Annotated in this window: 20 protein-coding genes; 2 read left to right on the forward strand and 18 right to left on the reverse strand. The window is 67.8% G+C overall.

The genetic code is table 11. From position 1 onward, the window contains the following. Nucleotides 1–28 precede the first annotated feature (28 nt). The 16 genes from A6E15_RS10675 to A6E15_RS10750 form a co-directional block, all read right to left on the reverse strand. Nucleotides 29–544, reverse strand: coding sequence for a hypothetical protein (locus tag A6E15_RS10675; protein ID WP_076146119.1), 516 nt, complete (start codon nucleotides 542–544; stop codon nucleotides 29–31). Beyond that, nucleotides 541–807 (reverse strand): hypothetical protein, encoded by a 267-nt coding sequence (locus tag A6E15_RS10680; protein ID WP_245800558.1) that lies wholly within the window; start codon nucleotides 805–807, stop codon nucleotides 541–543. Before A6E15_RS10680 ends, A6E15_RS10675 begins: the two co-directional genes overlap by 4 nt. Before the next feature lie 105 nt (nucleotides 808–912). Beyond that, nucleotides 913–2,205: an outer membrane protein assembly factor BamB family protein gene (locus tag A6E15_RS10685; protein ID WP_076146121.1), complete on the reverse strand. Its 1,293-nt coding sequence runs from the start codon at nucleotides 2,203–2,205 to the stop codon at nucleotides 913–915. A 2-nt stretch (nucleotides 2,206–2,207) separates the two neighbouring features. Further along, on the reverse strand, nucleotides 2,208–2,579 hold the full coding sequence (locus A6E15_RS10690) for a DUF3209 family protein (RefSeq protein ID WP_076146123.1): 372 nt from the start codon (nucleotides 2,577–2,579) through the stop codon (nucleotides 2,208–2,210). 59 nt (nucleotides 2,580–2,638) lie between these two features. Next, a complete protein-coding gene (locus tag A6E15_RS10695) occupies nucleotides 2,639–3,871 on the reverse strand; it encodes a CbiX/SirB N-terminal domain-containing protein (RefSeq protein WP_076146125.1) in 1,233 nt (410 codons plus the stop codon). A 1-nt stretch (nucleotide 3,872) separates the two neighbouring features. Next, nucleotides 3,873–4,577 (reverse strand): cobalamin biosynthesis protein, encoded by a 705-nt coding sequence (locus tag A6E15_RS10700; RefSeq protein ID WP_076146127.1) that lies wholly within the window; start codon nucleotides 4,575–4,577, stop codon nucleotides 3,873–3,875. Next, complete coding sequence (locus A6E15_RS10705) at nucleotides 4,574–4,840, reverse strand: ferredoxin (RefSeq protein ID WP_076146128.1); 267 nt, start codon at nucleotides 4,838–4,840, stop codon at nucleotides 4,574–4,576. Before A6E15_RS10705 ends, A6E15_RS10700 begins: the two co-directional genes overlap by 4 nt. Before the next feature lie 16 nt (nucleotides 4,841–4,856). Next, a complete protein-coding gene (gene cobJ / locus A6E15_RS10710) occupies nucleotides 4,857–5,885 on the reverse strand; it encodes a precorrin-3B C(17)-methyltransferase (RefSeq protein WP_076146129.1) in 1,029 nt (342 codons plus the stop codon). Between the two features lie 18 nt (nucleotides 5,886–5,903). Next, nucleotides 5,904–6,782 carry a precorrin-3B C(17)-methyltransferase gene (locus tag A6E15_RS10715; protein WP_076146130.1) on the reverse strand — a complete coding sequence of 293 codons (879 nt, stop codon included), beginning with the start codon at nucleotides 6,780–6,782 and terminating at the stop codon, nucleotides 5,904–5,906. Continuing rightward, nucleotides 6,779–7,771, reverse strand: coding sequence for a cobalt-precorrin 5A hydrolase (cbiG, locus tag A6E15_RS10720; protein ID WP_076146132.1), 993 nt, complete (start codon nucleotides 7,769–7,771; stop codon nucleotides 6,779–6,781). The genes A6E15_RS10715 and cbiG overlap by 4 nt, the downstream gene beginning before the upstream one ends. A 201-nt stretch (nucleotides 7,772–7,972) precedes the next feature. Continuing rightward, complete coding sequence (locus A6E15_RS10725) at nucleotides 7,973–8,869, reverse strand: cobalt-precorrin-4/precorrin-4 C(11)-methyltransferase (protein ID WP_076146133.1); 897 nt, start codon at nucleotides 8,867–8,869, stop codon at nucleotides 7,973–7,975. After that, nucleotides 8,866–9,678 (reverse strand): cobalt-factor II C(20)-methyltransferase, encoded by an 813-nt coding sequence (locus tag A6E15_RS10730; protein ID WP_076146135.1) that lies wholly within the window; start codon nucleotides 9,676–9,678, stop codon nucleotides 8,866–8,868. The genes A6E15_RS10725 and A6E15_RS10730 overlap by 4 nt, the downstream gene beginning before the upstream one ends. Next, on the reverse strand, nucleotides 9,675–10,298 hold the full coding sequence (cbiT, locus tag A6E15_RS10735; protein ID WP_076146136.1) for a precorrin-6Y C5,15-methyltransferase (decarboxylating) subunit CbiT: 624 nt from the start codon (nucleotides 10,296–10,298) through the stop codon (nucleotides 9,675–9,677). The genes A6E15_RS10730 and cbiT overlap by 4 nt, the downstream gene beginning before the upstream one ends. A gap of 196 nt (nucleotides 10,299–10,494) precedes the next feature. Continuing rightward, complete coding sequence (locus A6E15_RS10740) at nucleotides 10,495–11,277, reverse strand: 3-oxoacyl-ACP reductase family protein (RefSeq protein ID WP_076146137.1); 783 nt, start codon at nucleotides 11,275–11,277, stop codon at nucleotides 10,495–10,497. Nucleotides 11,278–11,392: 115 nt separating this feature from the next. After that, nucleotides 11,393–12,781 carry an RDD family protein gene (locus tag A6E15_RS10745; protein WP_076146138.1) on the reverse strand — a complete coding sequence of 463 codons (1,389 nt, stop codon included), beginning with the start codon at nucleotides 12,779–12,781 and terminating at the stop codon, nucleotides 11,393–11,395. Nucleotides 12,782–12,983: 202 nt separating this feature from the next. After that, entirely contained in the window at nucleotides 12,984–14,294 is a 1,311-nt protein-coding gene (locus A6E15_RS10750; RefSeq protein ID WP_076146139.1) for a cobyrinic acid a,c-diamide synthase, read from the reverse strand. A 141-nt stretch (nucleotides 14,295–14,435) separates the two neighbouring features. On the opposite strand from A6E15_RS10750, the gene A6E15_RS20960 reads away from it, so the two are divergent. Continuing rightward, entirely contained in the window at nucleotides 14,436–14,603 is a 168-nt protein-coding gene (locus A6E15_RS20960) for a hypothetical protein (RefSeq protein ID WP_175607242.1), read from the forward strand. 108 nt (nucleotides 14,604–14,711) lie between these two features. Beyond that, on the forward strand, nucleotides 14,712–14,933 hold the full coding sequence (locus tag A6E15_RS10755; RefSeq protein WP_076146141.1) for a DUF7130 family rubredoxin-like protein: 222 nt from the start codon (nucleotides 14,712–14,714) through the stop codon (nucleotides 14,931–14,933). A gap of 145 nt (nucleotides 14,934–15,078) precedes the next feature. Here A6E15_RS10755 and A6E15_RS10760 read toward each other — a convergent pair whose 3' ends face one another. Together A6E15_RS10760 and A6E15_RS10765 are read right to left on the reverse strand one after the other, a co-directional pair. After that, nucleotides 15,079–15,882, reverse strand: a complete 804-nt coding sequence (locus A6E15_RS10760; RefSeq protein WP_076146142.1) for a cobalt-precorrin-7 (C(5))-methyltransferase — start codon at nucleotides 15,880–15,882, stop codon at nucleotides 15,079–15,081. Further along, nucleotides 15,879–16,625: a precorrin-8X methylmutase gene (locus tag A6E15_RS10765; RefSeq protein WP_076146143.1), complete on the reverse strand. Its 747-nt coding sequence runs from the start codon at nucleotides 16,623–16,625 to the stop codon at nucleotides 15,879–15,881. Before A6E15_RS10765 ends, A6E15_RS10760 begins: the two co-directional genes overlap by 4 nt. Nucleotides 16,626–16,661: the final 36 nt, after the last annotated feature.

The raw sequence follows: 16,661 nt of genomic DNA on the forward strand, positions 1-16,661 counted from the left end.
GCGGCCATTGCGAAGCCGGCTCACGGGCTTACGCTTCCTCCTCGGCTTCGGCTTCCATTTCTTCCTCGTCGGACGCGTCATCGCTCCCGTCCGTCGCCTCCTCGGCGTCGGCGTTGGCGTCGGTCTTTTCGCCGCCTTCGTCATCGCCCTCCGCTGCCGTTTCCTCTTCGGAGGCCCCGTCTTCGGACTCCGCGCTCTCCTCGTCGTCCGATTCCTCGGACTCCTGACTCTCCGATTCTGACTCGTCCGACTCCTCGTCGGCCGTCTCCTCGCCGTCGGCGACGCCGCTTTCCCCCTCTGCCACCGACTCGGCCTCGTCGCTACTGAGCAGTTCCTCGACGACCACGTTCCCGATCGTCCGACCGAGCGACTCCCCGACCTTCCGGCCGACGAGCGCGCCGATCTGCCCGCCCAGCACCGCGCCGAGGAGCACGTCCTCGTCGATCTGGTCCTCCCACCGAGTGCCCTCGACGAGCTGGTCGACGTCGATATTCTCCGTGATCGCCTCCGTATCGATCCGCTGTGTGATTGATTCGTCGCTCATGATGTCGCCTCCGTTCCCGCGGACGACTCGGTCTCCTCGTCGCCATCTCGGGTCGACTCGTCCTGCGTCGCTTCCGAGGTGTCGCTCTCGGGGCCGTCTCCCTCGTCGGCCGGTTCTCCCACCTCCGCCCGGCCGCCGTCGGTCAGTACCCGACGCGGCGGCCCCGTCAGCCGCTCGCCGTCGTCGGGACGACCCGCGGAACGCTCGCCCCGCTCGAGGGGCGAACGTTCTCTCGAACCGTCACGTTCGAACTCTGCGGTCATTATACGGCAAAGCGGACGGCAGTGAGCGTTGTGGGAATTGGCCTTGCGTATGCGACAGTCGGCGGGCTCGGTGGACAAAGAGCGTCGAAAACGGCTGTTAATCCGCTACTCGAGCGAGCCGACTCGGAGCGCGTACTCGCCGCGGGTCTCGCCGTCGTCGTGGTAGGCGACCGGTTCCTCGATCGCGGCGAGCGTTCCGTCTCCGAAGGCGGCAGCCGTGGCGATTCCCGCGAGCCGTTCGACCTCGGCCGGACCGGACTCGAGGTCGAACGCGCGGACGGCGTGGGTCTCGGGGTCGCGGACCCGGAAGTTCTGGGCACAGGGAGCGACCAGCCGGCCGCCGTCGGCGGCGAGGCCGTGGACGAAGCCCCGAGCGTCGTCGTCCCACAGGGGGGTCCCGTCGGCGTCGAACGCCGCGACGCGGTGTTCGTTCGGATGCCGACCGTCGGTCTCGCGGCTCTCGACGGCGTAGGTGTTGCCGGTCACGAACGCCACTCGGCCGTCGTCGGCGTAGACGTGGTTCGGGTAGGCGTACAGCCGCTCGCCGTCGATCTCCGTTTCGACGGCGAGGTCGATCGCCCAGCGCTCGGCACCGCCGGGCCCGAGCAGGTAGCCCCGCTTGTCGCCGTGGCTCGAGACGGCGATCGCGTCGCCGTCGAACGAGACATCGCCGACGCGGCGATCGCCCTCGGTGCCGGGGTCCCAGGTCCACTCGAGGGCGCCCGTCTCGGCCTCGAGGACGACGAGGCCGGTGTCGTGGTCGCCCATGCAGCGGTTGTAGCCGACCGCGAGGCGCTGGCCCGTGGCGTCGAGATCGAGCGCGATCGGCGAGGCGTCGGTCTCGTAGGTCCACCGGAGCGACCCCGCGGAGTCGAACGCGTAGACGGTGCTGTGCCACTGCCGGGTCTCGCCGTCGCGTTCGTACCGCCGCGCGGCGGCGTAGAGCCGTTCGTTGCCGTCCGCGTCGGTCCCCGTCTCGAGCGCCACGACGTAGGGAAGGTAGAAGACGGAGTCCTCGATTGCCGCACCGACGTCGTCGGCAGTGTCGTAGCGCCACCGGCGTTCACCCGTCGCGGCGTCGTAAGCCGCGATCGTTCCCGTCTCGCCGCGACCGGCGACGACGATCGTCTCGTCGTCTCCGGGTCCGTCGCCTCCGAGCGACGCGATCCCGACCGCGTGATCGGGGTGGTCGGCCGTCCATCGGGGCTCGAGCGAGTCGACCTCGCGGGCGGTAACGGTGCCGTCCCACTCGCCGGTGACGACGAGGTCGCCCGACTCGGCGAGCCCGACCGCCGAGCGGGTCCACATGTGGCGACTGCGGGCGGGGTCGATCTCGCCCAGCGGGACGGTCCGAAAGTCGAGACCGTCCTCGCGTTCCGTGTCGACAGTTCCGGCCATCGTTACTCCTCTACCGGGAAGGTCTCGTGGAGGGTGTCGTGGGCGTCGCCGAGCCCGTCGACGATGCTCGATCCCTGCGTGCGAAGCCGCTGGATGGCCCGCTCGGCGTTGCGGACCTCGAGCAACCGACCCCGAGTATAATCGAATTCGGGGTCCTCGCTGTCCAGTTCGGCGACCTCTTGCTCGAGATCGACCAGCGCCGCGTCGAGGTGGCGTTCGATCTCCGCGAGGCTGTCGGCCTCCGCGAGGCCCTCGATGGGGCCCTCGAGGTGTCCCTCGAGTTCCTTCTCCGCGTGGTCGCGAGTACTGTCGTCCCCGACGCCGAGGACGTTCATCAGTCCGAGTCGTAGTGCTTCGATTTCGTGGCAGCTCATGGGTGTGTGTCGTGAATTATCGGAGTCGTGTGGTTCGGTCGGTGATCGGTTCGCGGCCGCTACAGCGTCTGATCGACGAGGTCGCTGACGATGCGGTCCCGGTCTAAGTGGTCCGAGACGATCCGTTCGGCGTCGCCGTCGTCGACGTCACCGTACCAGATCCCGTCCGGGTAGACGGCGACCATCGGCCCGTCGCCACAGCGGCCGAGACAGGACGACCGCGTGATGCGGGCGTCGCAGTGGTCCGAATCCCGGACCTCCTGTCGAAGCCGCTCGAGGACGGCCGGCGACCCCATCTTCGCGCAGGTCTGGTTGGTACAGACCGCGACGTGTTTCTCCGGCGCGTCGTGGCTGTGGGGTTCGTCGTCGACGTCGTCGCGATCGGCGTGGGCCTCCTGGTGAGCTAGCGCCCGCAACATGGCGCGAGCGCCGCCGACATCCTCCTCGTAGCCCTCGAGGTCGACCTTGTACTTGCAGGTGTCACAGGACATCTCGACGCTGTCGGTCCGGGCTTCCTCCCAGCGGTCGGCGAAGACGTCCAGCAGCCGGGAGTCGGTCCCGAGCGGGTCGCCGGCCATCGCGTCGACGTAGGGGTAGTCGGAGTCGAAGTCGGCGGTCCAGTCCCGGACCCGCTGGGTGAGGACGCCGTCGCCGAGCATATAGGGGAGGACGACGACCGCGTCGGGCCGGTGCTTCGAGAGCCCGTGGAGCGTCTCCTCGAGGGTCGGCTCGGTGACGCCGATGAACGAGGCCTCAACGCGGTCGAACTCGCGCCCCTCGTAGAGCAGTCGCGCGAGCTTGTGGACGTCGCCGTTGGCGTCCGGATCGCTCGAGCCCCGGCCGCAGACGACGACGGCCACGTCGCCGTCCGCACGGTCGACGCCGAGTTCGGCCTCGACAGCCGCGGCGCGGTCGTCCAGCAGGTCGAGGATCGCGGGATGAACTCCCAGATGAGAGCCGTTGTCGATCTCTACGTCGTGTTCGGCCCGGGCCTGCTCGATCGCCAGCGGCACGTCGTTCTTGACGTGGCTCGCGGCGAACAGCGAGCAGTGGACGACCGTCACCCGCTCGGCGACGGGCGAGAGTCCCGCGAAGGCCTCGTCGATCGCCGGCTCCGCGAGTTCGAGGAACGCGGCGTCGACCGGGATTCCCAGTCGGGACTCGAGGTCGGCGGCCAGCTCGCGGACCTGTTCGTTGGACTTCTCGCGCCTGGAGCCGTGGCCGATCAGGAGGACGGCCTCGTCGTCGAAGCCGGGTGCGGGAGCGGCCGTGGTGTCGTCTGGTGTGCTCATATTACTCGTCGTAGGCGTCGGCCTGCTCGAGACTGCGCTCTAACTTGCGCCGGCGACTCGGCGCGAAGAGGCCGGTCTCCTCGCAGTCCTCGTAGAGCCACGTGCCGAAGGCGGGCGCGGCGGCGTCGTCGACGCCGAACCAGTGGCCGCCCGAGGAGGTTTCGGATAGCTCGCCGAAGGGCGCATCGACGGGACAGTCGGCGATCAACTCCTGTGCGAACGCGAGCAGGTCCCGATCGTCGTGGACGAACGAGATCCCGACGGTGCCGCTCGAGGACTTGAAGCAGACGGTGCCACAGCCCTCGAGCAGGCCCCGGAGCAGTTCGCGATCGTAGTCGGCGAACGCGCCGAAGCGGTAGTTGCCGCGGCCGTCGACGGGCAGTCCGAGCGCGCCGCTGCGGCCGAGCAGGCCGTCCTCGCCCTCGATCGTCAGCACGTACTCCTCCTCCGTCCGCGTGATCGACGTGTCGTGGGCGTACTCGCGGCTGGTCGTCTCGCGCTCGAGGTCGCCGCCGGCGACGGCGGCCAGCACCTGTGCGGACGCCTCGTCGTTGGCGACGACCTCGATCCGGTCGTCGGTAACGTCGCCACTGCCGGCGACGTGGCCCCAGAAGTACGCCGTGGCCGCGTGGCCGGCCAGCGGGTCCGACGGGACCGAAACCTCGAGGGCGTCGTCGCCGCCGTCGGCGGATCGGGCGTCGCTCATTCGCCCACCTCCTCGACGACGATGGCGTCGGTCGGACAGGCCGCGGCGGCCTGCTGGGCCTCGTCGATACGGTCGTCGTCGAACGTCGCGACGACGCGTTCGGCGTCGTCGATGACCTCGCCCTCGCAGTCGTAGACCGGATCCGCGGTCGGATCGATCGTCGCGAGGCCGTCCTCGCCCTCGATAAAGCGCGGGTCGCGGGTCAGGCAGGCGAAGATGCCGTCGCAGGCGTCTTTCTCGATGGTGACTTCGTATCGTGGCATGGTGAATTCCTGTCGCTCAGTAGTCGTACTTCGTCTCGTAGCCCCGGGGTGTGACCATCCGGTCGTCCCAGACGTAGGTGTCCTCGGTGCCGACGACGATCGTCGTCGTCATGTCGACGATCTCGCTCTCGCCGAGGTTCTCGAGCTCGGCGAGTTCGGTGATCAGCACCTGCTCGTCCTCGCGGCCCGCGCCGTGGACGATGCCGACGGGCGTATCGGGCCCGCGGTGGGTCAGCAGGATCTCGCAGGCCTTCTCGAAGTTCTCGCGGCGCTTGCGGCTCCAGGGGTTGTAGATGGTGATCGTGAAGTTCTCGCTCGCGACCGAGTGCAGTCGGGACTCGATCTCGGGCATCGGCACGAGGTGGTCCGACAGCGAGACCGAGACGGTGTCGTTGACCAGCGGCGCGCCCAGGCGCGCGGCGCAGGACTGCGCTGCTGGGACGCCCGGCACGACCTCGAAGTCGACCATCGAGGCCGTCGCGCCTTTGGACTCTAAGATCTCGAGGGCCAGCCCCGCGAGCGCGTAGACGTTCGGGTCGCCGCTGCCGACGATGGCGACGTCGTTGCCCGCCAGCGCGCGGTCGATCGACTCCTCGGTGCGGGAGACTTCGCCGCACATCGGCGTGTCGTAGATGTCTTCGGCCTCGTCGGTGATCTCGTCCGGAATCAGCTCGATGTAGGTCGTGTAGCCGACGATGTGGTCGGCCTCGAGCAGCGCCGTCTTCGCGCGGTCGGTCATCCCCTCGGGGTGACCGGGACCGAGGCCGACGGCGATCAGTTGGCCCGGCTCGGCGTCGAAGTCGTCGGCCGTCGCGCCGACCTCCTGCTCGTTCGAACTCCCGTCGTCCGAACTCGAGGCACCACAGTTCGAGGACGACGAGGAACTCGAGGACCCACCGCATTTCGACCCGCTCGAGTCGTCGGTGCTACTGGACGCGCCGCACTTCGAGCCGGAACTCGAGGTGTCGGTACTCGCGTCGCTCGTCGATGCGCCACACTTGGAAGTCGATTCGTCGTCAGCGTCCGCGTTGGTGTCCGTGCTCATGGTTGTGTACTGTTGGGTTCAGAAGTCGTCGACGTCACGCCCGCCGCGCGGGGTGACGAGGTACGTTCGGTCGTCGTTGCGCCAGGTCTCGGTCTCGTGGGTGCCGATGATCAGCGAGGTGCCCATCCCCGACACCTTGTCGTCGTGGTCGGCGGCCTCGCCCAGCGTCGTGATGAACTGGCTCTCGCCGTTGCGGCCGGCGTCCGCGCGGCCAGCGTCGTTGACGATCGCCACGTAGGCGTCGTCGGTCCGCTCCTCGCGGACGATCTCGACCGCCTGCTCGTAGTTGCGCCAGCAGTTATAGAGGACGATCACGAAGTCCGAGATTGCCGCGGCGCGCAGTTTCTCCTCGATCTCGTCCCAGCCGCGCCACTTGTCCGACAGCGAGACCGTACAGAAGTCGTTACACAGCGGCGCGCCGACGTTGGCCGAGCCGCCAAGCGCCGCGGTGAGTCCGGGCACGATCTCGATCGGAATGTCCGTCGCGTCCTCTTCCTCGGCCATCTTGAAGATGAGGTCGGACTTGCCGTAGACCGACGGATCGCCGCCGGAAACGTGAGCCACGTCCTTTCCTTCGCGGACGTATTCGAACGCCGCGCGGGCGAGTTCGATCTGGCGGCCCATCGTCGAGCGGACGATCTCCTGCTCGAAGCCATCGTCTCGGATCGCGATACCGTCCTCGTTGGTTTCATCTTCCGGCAGTAGGGTGCCGTCGTCCCGCAGGAACTCCTGATAGAGGCTCGAGGCGATGACCACGTCCGCGGTCTCGATGACCTCTTTGGCCCGCTCGGTCATGTGGTCGGGAAGCCCGGGACCGATACCGACGACGTAGAGGGTGCCGTGGTCGTCGGGGGTGCCGCCGGCCGTCGCGTCGATGGACTCGGCGTCGGAACTCATCGGCCGATCGCCACCGTGACCTCGTTCTCGTAGCTGATCTTCTCGAGGACCAGCTCCTGTTCGGCACCGCCTGCGATCGCGGCGGCCTCGGAGACGCCGGGCCAGCCGATCAGCTCCTTCGACTTCGAGGGCGTCGGCCCCTCGTTCGCGAGCAGCGTCTCCTTGTCGAAGGCGACCACGCCGAGATCGAGTTCCTGCGCAGCCTCGAGCAGGCCCGCCTCGTCCTCCTTCCGGGTCGCGGTGCCGACGAACTCTACGTCGTCGAAGTCGTAGTCGGTCCGCTCGAGGGCTTGCTCCCACGCGGCGAGGAAGGCGTCCTTGCTGGCCCCCGAAACGCTACCCGTCCCGAGGACGACGCCGTCGTCTTTGTTCCGTTTGAGCACCGTCACGTCGTCGCCGACGAGGACGGCCTTCGGCCCGTCGAGTCGCGCGACGGGCCCGAGTTCGTCGTCCAGCACGGCGAGGTTGGTTTTGACCGTCGAGTCGCCGTTGACGACGTGGGCGTCCATCGCCTTGGCCTTGGATTCGACGCCCTGTTTGCCCGCAGCTTCCGAGGCCGTGGTCATCGCCGGGACGGCACCCATCGTCGCCAGATCCTGTGCGACCTGGTTCGCGCCGTGGTGGCCGCCGGTGATCGGGATGGCCCACGTCAACTCCTCGTCGACCACGCAGATCGCGGGGTCGTCCCACTTGTCGTCTAACAGGTGGGCGGTCTTGCGCATCGCGATCCCCGAGGCCATCAGCCCGATGAAACAGTCGTACTCGCCCCAGTGCTCCTCGAAGACGTCGCCGTGGTACTCGACGATGTCGATCGCCTCGTAGCGATCGCCGATCTCCGCCTTGATCTCCTCGGCGGTGTCCAGCTTCCGCCCGAAGGAGACGATCGCGATCTCCTCGGCGACCTCGCCGTCCGAGTCGGCCGTCGAACAGTGGCCGCCATCGGAGTCCGATTCGTTCGTCGTGTCCGTGTTCTCAGTTCCGGAACTCATTGTGTACTCTCTCTCATATCGATATTGTCCCGTCCACGCTTTCCGCTCCCGTCCAATCCACCGCCCGGGTGGGACTGAAAGGGGCTGCCGCGCTCGGTCCGGTAAGGCGACGCAAGGACCGCAGCGGAGCGAGGACCACAGCGAGCCGCAACCGGTCGAGCGCGGCAGGGGCTTTCATCGTGTTCGCGGTACCATCGCATCTCAGTCATCACTAGCCTCCGTTTCGGCCGAGTTTTCGGAAGGCCCGCGATCCGCCCAGTCGCCGTAGAGGAAGGATCGCTCGTAGCCCGCGCCGGTCACCGCGTCGCCGATGACGACCAGCGCCGAGGCGCGGTAGCCCGCCTCCTCGACCTTGTCCGCAATCGTCCCGATATCGCCGACGATCACGTCCTCGTCCGGCCACGAGGCGTGGTAGATCACCGCGACCGGCGTCTCGGGGTCGTGGCCGTCCTCGAGCAGGCGATCCATCGTGTCGCGAACGGCGTGGGTCCCGAGGTAGATACAGGTCGTCACGTCGCCCATCTCGACGAACTCGGAGATGTGGTCCTCCTCCGGGGTCAGGGTCTTGCCCTGTGGTCGGGTGAACGCGACGTGGTTCGAGACCTCGTTGAGCGTCAGTTGGGTCCGCAGCGTCGCGCTGGCCGCGAACGCCGACGTGACGCCGGGCACGAAGTAGGTCGGGACGCCCTCGTGTTCTAAGGCGTCCATCTGCTCGAGCGCCGCGCCGTAGATGGCGGGGTCGCCGCTGTGCAGCCGAACGACGTCGTCGCCGTCCTCGTAGGCGTCCCGCATCAGCGGGATCAGCTCCTCGAGATCTTTCCCGACGGAGTTCACCAGCTCGGCGTGGCCGCAGTACTCGTCCAGGAGTTCGCTGTTGACCAGCGAGCCCGCGTGGACGACGAGATCGGCTTCCTCGAGGAGTTCCTTCCCGGCGACGGTCAGCAGCCGCGGGTTGCCGGGGCCGGCGCCGACGAAGGGGATCCCCTTCTGGTCGTCGCCGGCGCTGTGGTCGAAGATCCGGTCGTCCAGCTCCTCGCGGCGGCGCTCGCCTTCGGAGTCGATCGCGTCCTGGGGATCGTTCCCCGCGTCGTCGGTCATCGCTTCCCTCCGCGATAGCCGCCGCAGTCGCCGCCCGCACGGCCCTCGGCGCGCTCGAGGGCGGCCAGTTCGTCGTCGGCGAGTTCGCGACCGCCGTCGGAGCGCAGCTCCGAGCCGGTACTGTCGGTCTCGAACGCCGCCGTCGCCTGCTCGACCTCGAGGTCTTCCTTCTCGGCGTAGGCGAGCGTGTAGTAGTCGCGTTCGTCGATGTCGGCGGGGTCGTCGGTGACGATCGTGTCGCCCTGTTCCATGAACAGCCGGCGGCCGTAGGTCACGTCGTAGCCGGCCTCGACGAGGCCCTCGTGGGTCGCCGGCGCGTCGGTGACCTTGAACAGGATCATCCGGTCCGGTCCCGTCGGGCTGTGGCCCGAGGCGGCCTCTCGCAAGGAGAGCCCCGCACCGGCCTCGATCTCGACGCCCATCGCGGTCGCGAAGGCCGTCACGGCGCTGACGCCGGGGACGATCTCCAACTCGACCTCGGGGTGGAACGCGTCGATCGTCCGGCGCAGGTGGCCAAACGTCGAGTAGACGTTGGGATCGCCCAGCGTCACGAAGGCGACGTCGCCGTCGCGGGCGTTCGGGGCGATCTCCGCGGCGGCCTCCTTCCAGGCCGCCCGGAGCTTCTCCTCGTCTTTCGTCATCGGGAAATCGAGGTCCCCGATCTTCGACTCGGCGACGTGATTCAAGGCGACGGTCCGGGAGAGCCGGCCCGGCGAGTAGACCACGTCGGCGTCCTCGAGGACCGCTTTCCCGCGGACGGTCACGAGGTCGGCCTCGCCGGGACCGAGTCCGACGCCGTAGAGAGTCATCGCTGGCTCCCTCCGTCAGCGTCGCCGCTCGCCTCACCGCCGTCTGCAGCGACTGTCTCACCGTCGTCGTCGGGCGTCGCGCTCCCGACAAGCATGTACACCGGGTTCTCCGAATTGAAACTCGTCGCACCGGCGAGTTCGTAACCGTGGCTCACCTGGAACTGGATTACCTCCTCGAGAATATCGCGCTCGCGGAAGGCCTGCGTCGCTCGGCCAGCCACCTCGAGTCGCGAGACGTTCATGACGACGCGATCGACCCCGGTGTCGACGGCGTGATCGAGGACGCCCTCGAAGTTCCGACTGCCGCCCAGAAACAGGGCGTCGGCGTCGTCGGGCAGGCCCTCGGGCGCTTCCGCGTTGCGCAGGTCGACGTCGGCGCGGACCGACTCCTCGTTAGCCGCGAGGTTCTGCTCGGTCGTCTCGAGGCGTTCGGGTTTCCGTTCGAGGGCGGTCACCCGCCCGGCTCGCTGTGCGGCTTCGATGGTGACGGCCCCCGTACAGGAGCCGACCTCCGCGAAGTGGTCGTCCGGCTCGAGCGCGAGCTTCGAGCCGACGACGGCCCGGACTTCCGACTTGGTCGGGCCGGCCTTCGCGTCGTGTGGAAGCGCGATAGGTGGCATCATCCGTTGGAACAGAGCCCGCCCCTAAAACAATTTTGTTTGGGGTAGAACAACTGCGGTTGCCCAGGTGAGGTTGAAATAAGACAACGAGAGTTGTCGACAGGGGACGGACTGTCCGCTCGTCGTGAACGCGACCGCGAGACGACGGCGTCGCTCTCGAGAACGGGGTCGATACGGAGCCGTCAGCGACGATCGATCACCACTCCATCCCGCCGTTGATGCCAAGCACCTGCCCGGTCATGTACTCGGCTTGATCGCCGGCGAGAAAGCGGACCATCCCGACGATATCCGCGGGCTCGGCGAACCGATCCAGCGGGATGTCCTCGCGGATCTTGTCCTGCACCCTGTCGGGTACCTTCTCCAGCATGTCCGTCTCGGTGAAGCCGGGCGCGACGCAGTTGGCCGTCGACCCGTGGCTGGCCAGTTCCAGCGCCAGCGTCCGGGTGAAGGCGAAGAGCCCGCCCTTCGAGGTGGCGTAGTTGGCCTGCCCGTAATTGCCCTGCTGGCCGACGACGCTCGAGATGTTGATCAGGCGGCCGTGATCGGAGGTCTTGATGTCCTCGTAGAAGGCCTTCGTGCAGTTGAACGTGCCGTGGAGGTTGACGTCGATGACGGTCCGCCAGTCCTCGTAGGTCATGTCCTCGAAGGTCCGGTCGATGGTGATCCCCGCGTTGTTGACGAGGACGTCGATCTCGCCGAGATCTTCGCGGACTTCGGCGGCCATCCGTTCGACCGCTGCCGGATCCGAGACGTCGGCTTGCACGGGAACCGCCGTCTCGCCGTTCTCCTCGATCGTCTCGGTCACCGCCAGCGCGCGGTCCTCCGAGGAGCGGTAGTTGACCGCCACGTCGGCCCCACACCGGGCGAGTTCGAACGCGATTTCGCGACCGATCCCCCGTGAGGAACCGGTGACGAGACATGTACGGTCGGTCAGCGGGCGGCGCTCCAGGGGCTCGAGCCGTTGGACGGATTCGGACATACAGTTGACCCAACCACGGAGTCTGGTAATTAACTGAGCACTTGTTGCGAGAGCTGAATGTATTCGGAAAGTACTAGACCGAGACGTGCGTCCGGACGCTGTCGGGAGGTTCGGGTCACCGGTCGGTCGTCGGCGTCCGCTCGGCCTCACCGGCTTCGACCGGCGGATCGACAGCGGCCGAATCGCGTCGACCGGCGGCCGCACCCGTATCGTCCGCCGTCCGGTCGTCGGGAGGAGCCTCGAGTTTCACGACGGTCGTTCCGGCCGCGAGGTCTCCGAGCCGCTGGCCGTAGTCGGTCGCGGCGGCGACGATACCGCCGAGGAGGTAGCAGACTGGAAGGAAATCGAGCGGGTGTACCGCCGTTCGAACGACAGCGTGGCGGAACGTACACGGCGAGCCGTCGATCCGAACGACGGTCAGATCGAGGAGCGATTTCCCGACGGTCTGGCCGAACGCCGTCTCGCCGATCACGTAGTACGCCGGCGGCGATAGTAGCACCCAGAGCAGCGTGAGGGCGCCGAGACTCGCGTCACTGCCGATCGAACGCGCCGAATCGATACCGACGAGGGCCGCCGGAACGGAAAGCGCGAGCAGGACGATCACGAGCCAGTCGATCACCGTCGCCACGGCCCGCCTCCCGAGGACGTCGCCGGCCGTTTCCACGCGCGGCCGAACGTCGCGGTCGTCGGATTCCAACAGCGTGTCGGGATCGGCCCACTCGCCCGACGCTCGCCACCGCGGTTTGAACACGTCTCCCGTCGTCAGCCCGTACGCCGACGCGCGTTCGACCATTCCCGGGAGGTGGGCGTATCCAGTCGCGAGACAGAGTCGCTCGTGGTCGTGGGTCGTCGCCAGCGAGGCGACCTCCTCGAGCATCGCCTCGTTTCGCGCCTCGAGGGTGAGCCTGAGGAGAACGAGCCCCCCCACGGGATAGAGGAGACCGACGAAACTCGCCCCGATATCGGTTCGGAAGAGGTCGACGACGAGCAATCCACAGGCGATCGCGGTCAGTACCACCGCCGCGACGATCGTCGGACGACGAATTCCATATCGGAACCGGGTCGTCAGGACCACCAGCAGACCGACGGCGAGCCCCGTTGCGACGAGCGTTTCGGCGGGGAACGCGACCGCGAGGACGAGAAACGTGAGCCAGTTGCCGACGATCCACAACGGACTGCGCCCGGACAGGATCTCGAGCGGATGTCGGTCGACTTCGTGGACCGGCCGTTCCCCCGCCACCGCTCGAGCGGCGAGGAATTCGGCTGACAGCAGGTCGCGGTTGAACAGTACGTACAGCGGCATCTGGAGGACGAAGATCGACTGGAGACCGACGAAGAAAAACGGATACCGGAGGACGAGCCCGACCGCAGAGCGAACGGTCTCCCCCAGTCGCGGCTGCTCGACCGCGATCGCGTCCGCTCCCTTCGAAAACGCTCGGAGGTCGTCTTCGACGACGCTCCGCGTATTGACGTGGATCGATCCGAAGATTCTGACCTTCGCCATTAGTGGTCACATGCCTAACTATACGGGCATAAATTCAGCCGATCTCCCCTCACGAACCCCTCCCTCTCGAGCCTCGAAGATCGGCTGCGATTTCGACTCGTCTCCGACGGACGTTCGTCGTCCTCGGTGACCGTCCCGACCGACAGCGGTTCTCCGACGGACGAACTGCGGAGCCGACCGCTTTCGAGCGACTCGCCCGGCGCTACTCGAGGCGTGCGAGGAACCGGTCGAACGCGCCGCTCTCGGGGTGGACGTGGACGTAGGTGCCCAGCGACTCGTACTCGGTCAGCCCGTCGTGATCGCCGTCGATGCCGTCGCCACGGACCGTTTCGAAGGCGAAACGGGCGTCGGCGTCGACGGCGGCGCTCGAGTAGTGGAACTCGTGGCCCCGGATCGTCTCGCCGGCGTCGGCGGTCAGCGTGTCGTCGACGGCCTCGAGTTCGACGTGATCGAGCGCCTGATAGCGGTCGTGCATCGTCACGTCCGCGGGGAGGATCCCGGCCATCTCGCTGCGCTCACCCTCGGCCGTCGTCAGCGACCGGCTCATCGCCATCAGACCGCCGCACTCGCCGAACACCGGCAGCCCCTCGGCAGCGCGGTCGCCGAGTTCCGCAAGGGTACCGGCCGACGCGAGGGCGTCGGCGTTGAGTTCGGGGTAACCGCCGGGCAAATAGACCCCGTCGCAGTCGGGGACCGGGTCGCCCGCGACCGGCGAGAACGTGACCAGGTCGGCCCGCTCGCGGAAGCGCTCAATCGTCGCCGGATACCGGAAGCAAAACGCCGCGTCGCTGGCGACGGCGACGGTGGCGTCGACCGGCTCGGCCGGGGCGGCGAGCGACGAGGCATCGGGAGCGGGCGGTTCGCGCGCGACGGCAGCCAGTCGATCAGCGTCGAGCGACTCCGCGGCCGCCCGCAACGCCGTCCGCGGCAGCGCGGCCTCCTCGCCCATCTCGAGCCCCAGATGGCGGTCGGGAATCTCGAGGTCGTCGTTCGGCGGGATCCGCCCGAAGTACTCGAGGCCGTCGGGCAAGGCGTCGCGAATGCCCTGTTCGTGGCGGCCGCCGTGGGCCCGCTGGGCGACCACGCCGGCGACCTCGACGTCGCGGCCGACCGTCGCGGCGTACTCGCGAAAGCCCAGCGCGGTCGCCGCGACGCTTTCCATCCCCGCCTTGGCGTCGACCACGAGGACGACCGGCAGGTCGAGCGCCTCGGCGACCATGGCGGTACTCGAGCCGTCGCCGTCGTACAGGCCCATCACGCCCTCGACGACGCAGATATCGCCCTCGCCGCGGCGGTAGTTCCGCCGGAGACCGTCCGCGCCGCAGAGCCACAGATCGAGCGTGCGAGACGGGCGGCCCGCGATCGCTTCGTGGTGGCTCGGATCGATGAAGTCCGGGCCCGCCTTGGCGGGCTGGACCGCGTGGCCGGCGTCCGCGAGCGCCTGCACGATCGACAGCGTCGCGACCGTCTTCCCGACGCCGGAGCTGACGCCGCCGAGGACGAATCCGTTCATCGGTGATTGTGTTCGAACAACTGTACTTGAATCCGTCGATGGGACTGGTGTCCGGCCTCGAGGGGCCGAAACCCCCCGTAAGCGGGTCACCCCACCAACGAACTTAACCGCTCGAGTCGGTTACGATTCGGCGCTCGACCCATGACAGAGAATACGGACCCCGACACCGAACGGCACCTTCGCGAGGCGCTTCGCCACCTCGGCACAGCCCAGGACGACGGCGACCTCCGGAAGACTCACGCCGTCGCGCTCGAGGAAGTGTCGAACACCGTGTCGTCCGTCCTGCGCGAGTACGAGGGCGACGAGTGACGGCCGTTCCGATCCGTTTTTCGACGCGTACAGCCTCGTCTCGCGGGCCCGATCTCGCGCCCAACCATGGTATGTTTTAACTCGACATAGACCGTAGTGACGGCCGTGATGAGGCCCGAAACCGACCATCCGTCGATCGCGGACGAACTGCGGAACAAAAACGAGACCGAACTCCCGATCGGCGAAGCTCGGGAGCCCGAGAGCCGCGGGTACACCATGTGGCGCTGCGGGTCCTGTGGCGAGATGGGACGGTTCGAAGACGAACTACCGGACGCGTGTCCCGGCTGCCTGTCACCGCGGGAGGAACTGTTCTACTGGGAAGAGGACTGAGACCGAGGCGGGCCCGTCCTCGGGCCCGCTCGCTTCGGTTCGCGGTAAGAACGCGACGGGGCCGCGACCGCTATAGGAGCTCTTGAAAGTCACTGGACACCCGATCGCAGGACAGCGTTGCGATCCGATCGGTGTGTGAATCGCTTCAAGAACTACTGTAGACCGGCTGTCGCACCGCAAGCACCACCAGATCGGAGAACGGGCTGTCGTCCCTGCCGTCCCCGCCGGCGTGGGCTGCCAGTTCGGCCAGCGTGAACCGGTGGAGTTCCTCGTCGTCGTGGGTCAACTTCTCGCAGACCAGCGCCTCGAGGTCGGGATCTGCCCCTTTCGCGAGCAAGAAGGCGGCGAGGTCGCCGGGCATCCGGTCGTACGGCCGGGGGAGGACCAGCAGGTGGCGTTCGTCGACCGTGGCCGCGGCCGCGAGGCGGTCCATGTCCGACTCGAGGTCGCCGCTCTTGTGCAGCGTGACGAACTCGGTGTCCTCCATCGGCGTCCGGGCGCGGCTGGCGGCCAGCTGGATCGAGGAGATGCCGGGGATCACTCGGACCGGTAGATCGGGAGCCGCTCGTTCCACGGCGTCCTGTACCTTGCCGACGAACTGGTAGCCCGAGTGGTTGGGATCGCCCATCGCGACCGCAGTCCCGGACTCGCCGGCGGCGACGCGCTCGCCGAACTTTTCGAGCGCCTCGGCCTCGTCCTCGTACCCGCAGGTCAGCAGATCGGCGTCGGTCAGCTCCTCGACGAACTCGACGACCGTCGTGAAGCCGACGACGACGTCGGCCTCGCGGATCGCGCGCTCGCCGCGGGGCGTGAGATACTCACGATTACCGGGGCCGACGCCGACGGCGTAGACCGGATCGCCGGCGGCTTCATCGATGTTCGGCTCTACCGCACCCGCCGCGAACGTCGCCGGATCCGGCCCCGCGTCGAGGTCGTATTCACCGCTCATCGGTTCTCGCCGGTTTCGGCCCGCGTCTCGGCGTCGATCTCGAGGTCGATCTCGTCGGTCCGGACGTCCGTCGCGACGTGGATGAGTTCGTTCGTCAGGGCCGCGGCGAGGCCGCTGCCGCCCCGGCGACCGACGTGGGTGATCGCCGGGACGCCGAACGCCTCGCTGACCTCGCGGATCCGCTCGCGGCTCTCCTCGGCCTTGACGAAGCCGACCGGGTTCGCGACGACGACCGCCGGCCGGGTCCCCTGCTCGATGCAGTCCGCGAGCGCCAGCGCCGCCGTCGGCGCGTTCCCGATCGTGACGATCGCGCCCTCGAAGGCGTCTTCCTTGTCCAGTTCGAGCATCGCCGCGGCGGTCCGGGTCATCCCGGTCTCGGCGGCGAGTTCCTTCCCGTGACCGATGGCCTTCGAGACCTCGCAGTCGTGGCCCCGGCCCGTGACGCCGGCTTTCACCATCGTGATGTCGGTGAAGATATCGGCCACCTCGAGGACGGCGCGCGCGCCGGCACGGATCGGCGCGTCCTCGTCGTCGCCGATCCCGTCGTCGCCGGTGAACTCGATCAAGTGCTGGAATTCGATGTCCCCCATCGAGTGGACCGACTTCTGACGCACGCGGTCGGCCAGCGTCTCGTCCGGCGTGAACCCCCGGACGATGTCCATGCTCGTCTCCGCGATGTCCATCGCGTTCTGCGTCGTTGCTCCCAGATCGGCGTACTCCTCTTCGAACTCCTGATCAGTCATCTGGTATCACTCTCTTGGTGGTCGGTATCGGTCGTC

This window comes from Natrinema saccharevitans (assembly GCF_001953745.1).
GTDB classification, from domain to species: domain Archaea; phylum Halobacteriota; class Halobacteria; order Halobacteriales; family Natrialbaceae; genus Natrinema; species Natrinema saccharevitans.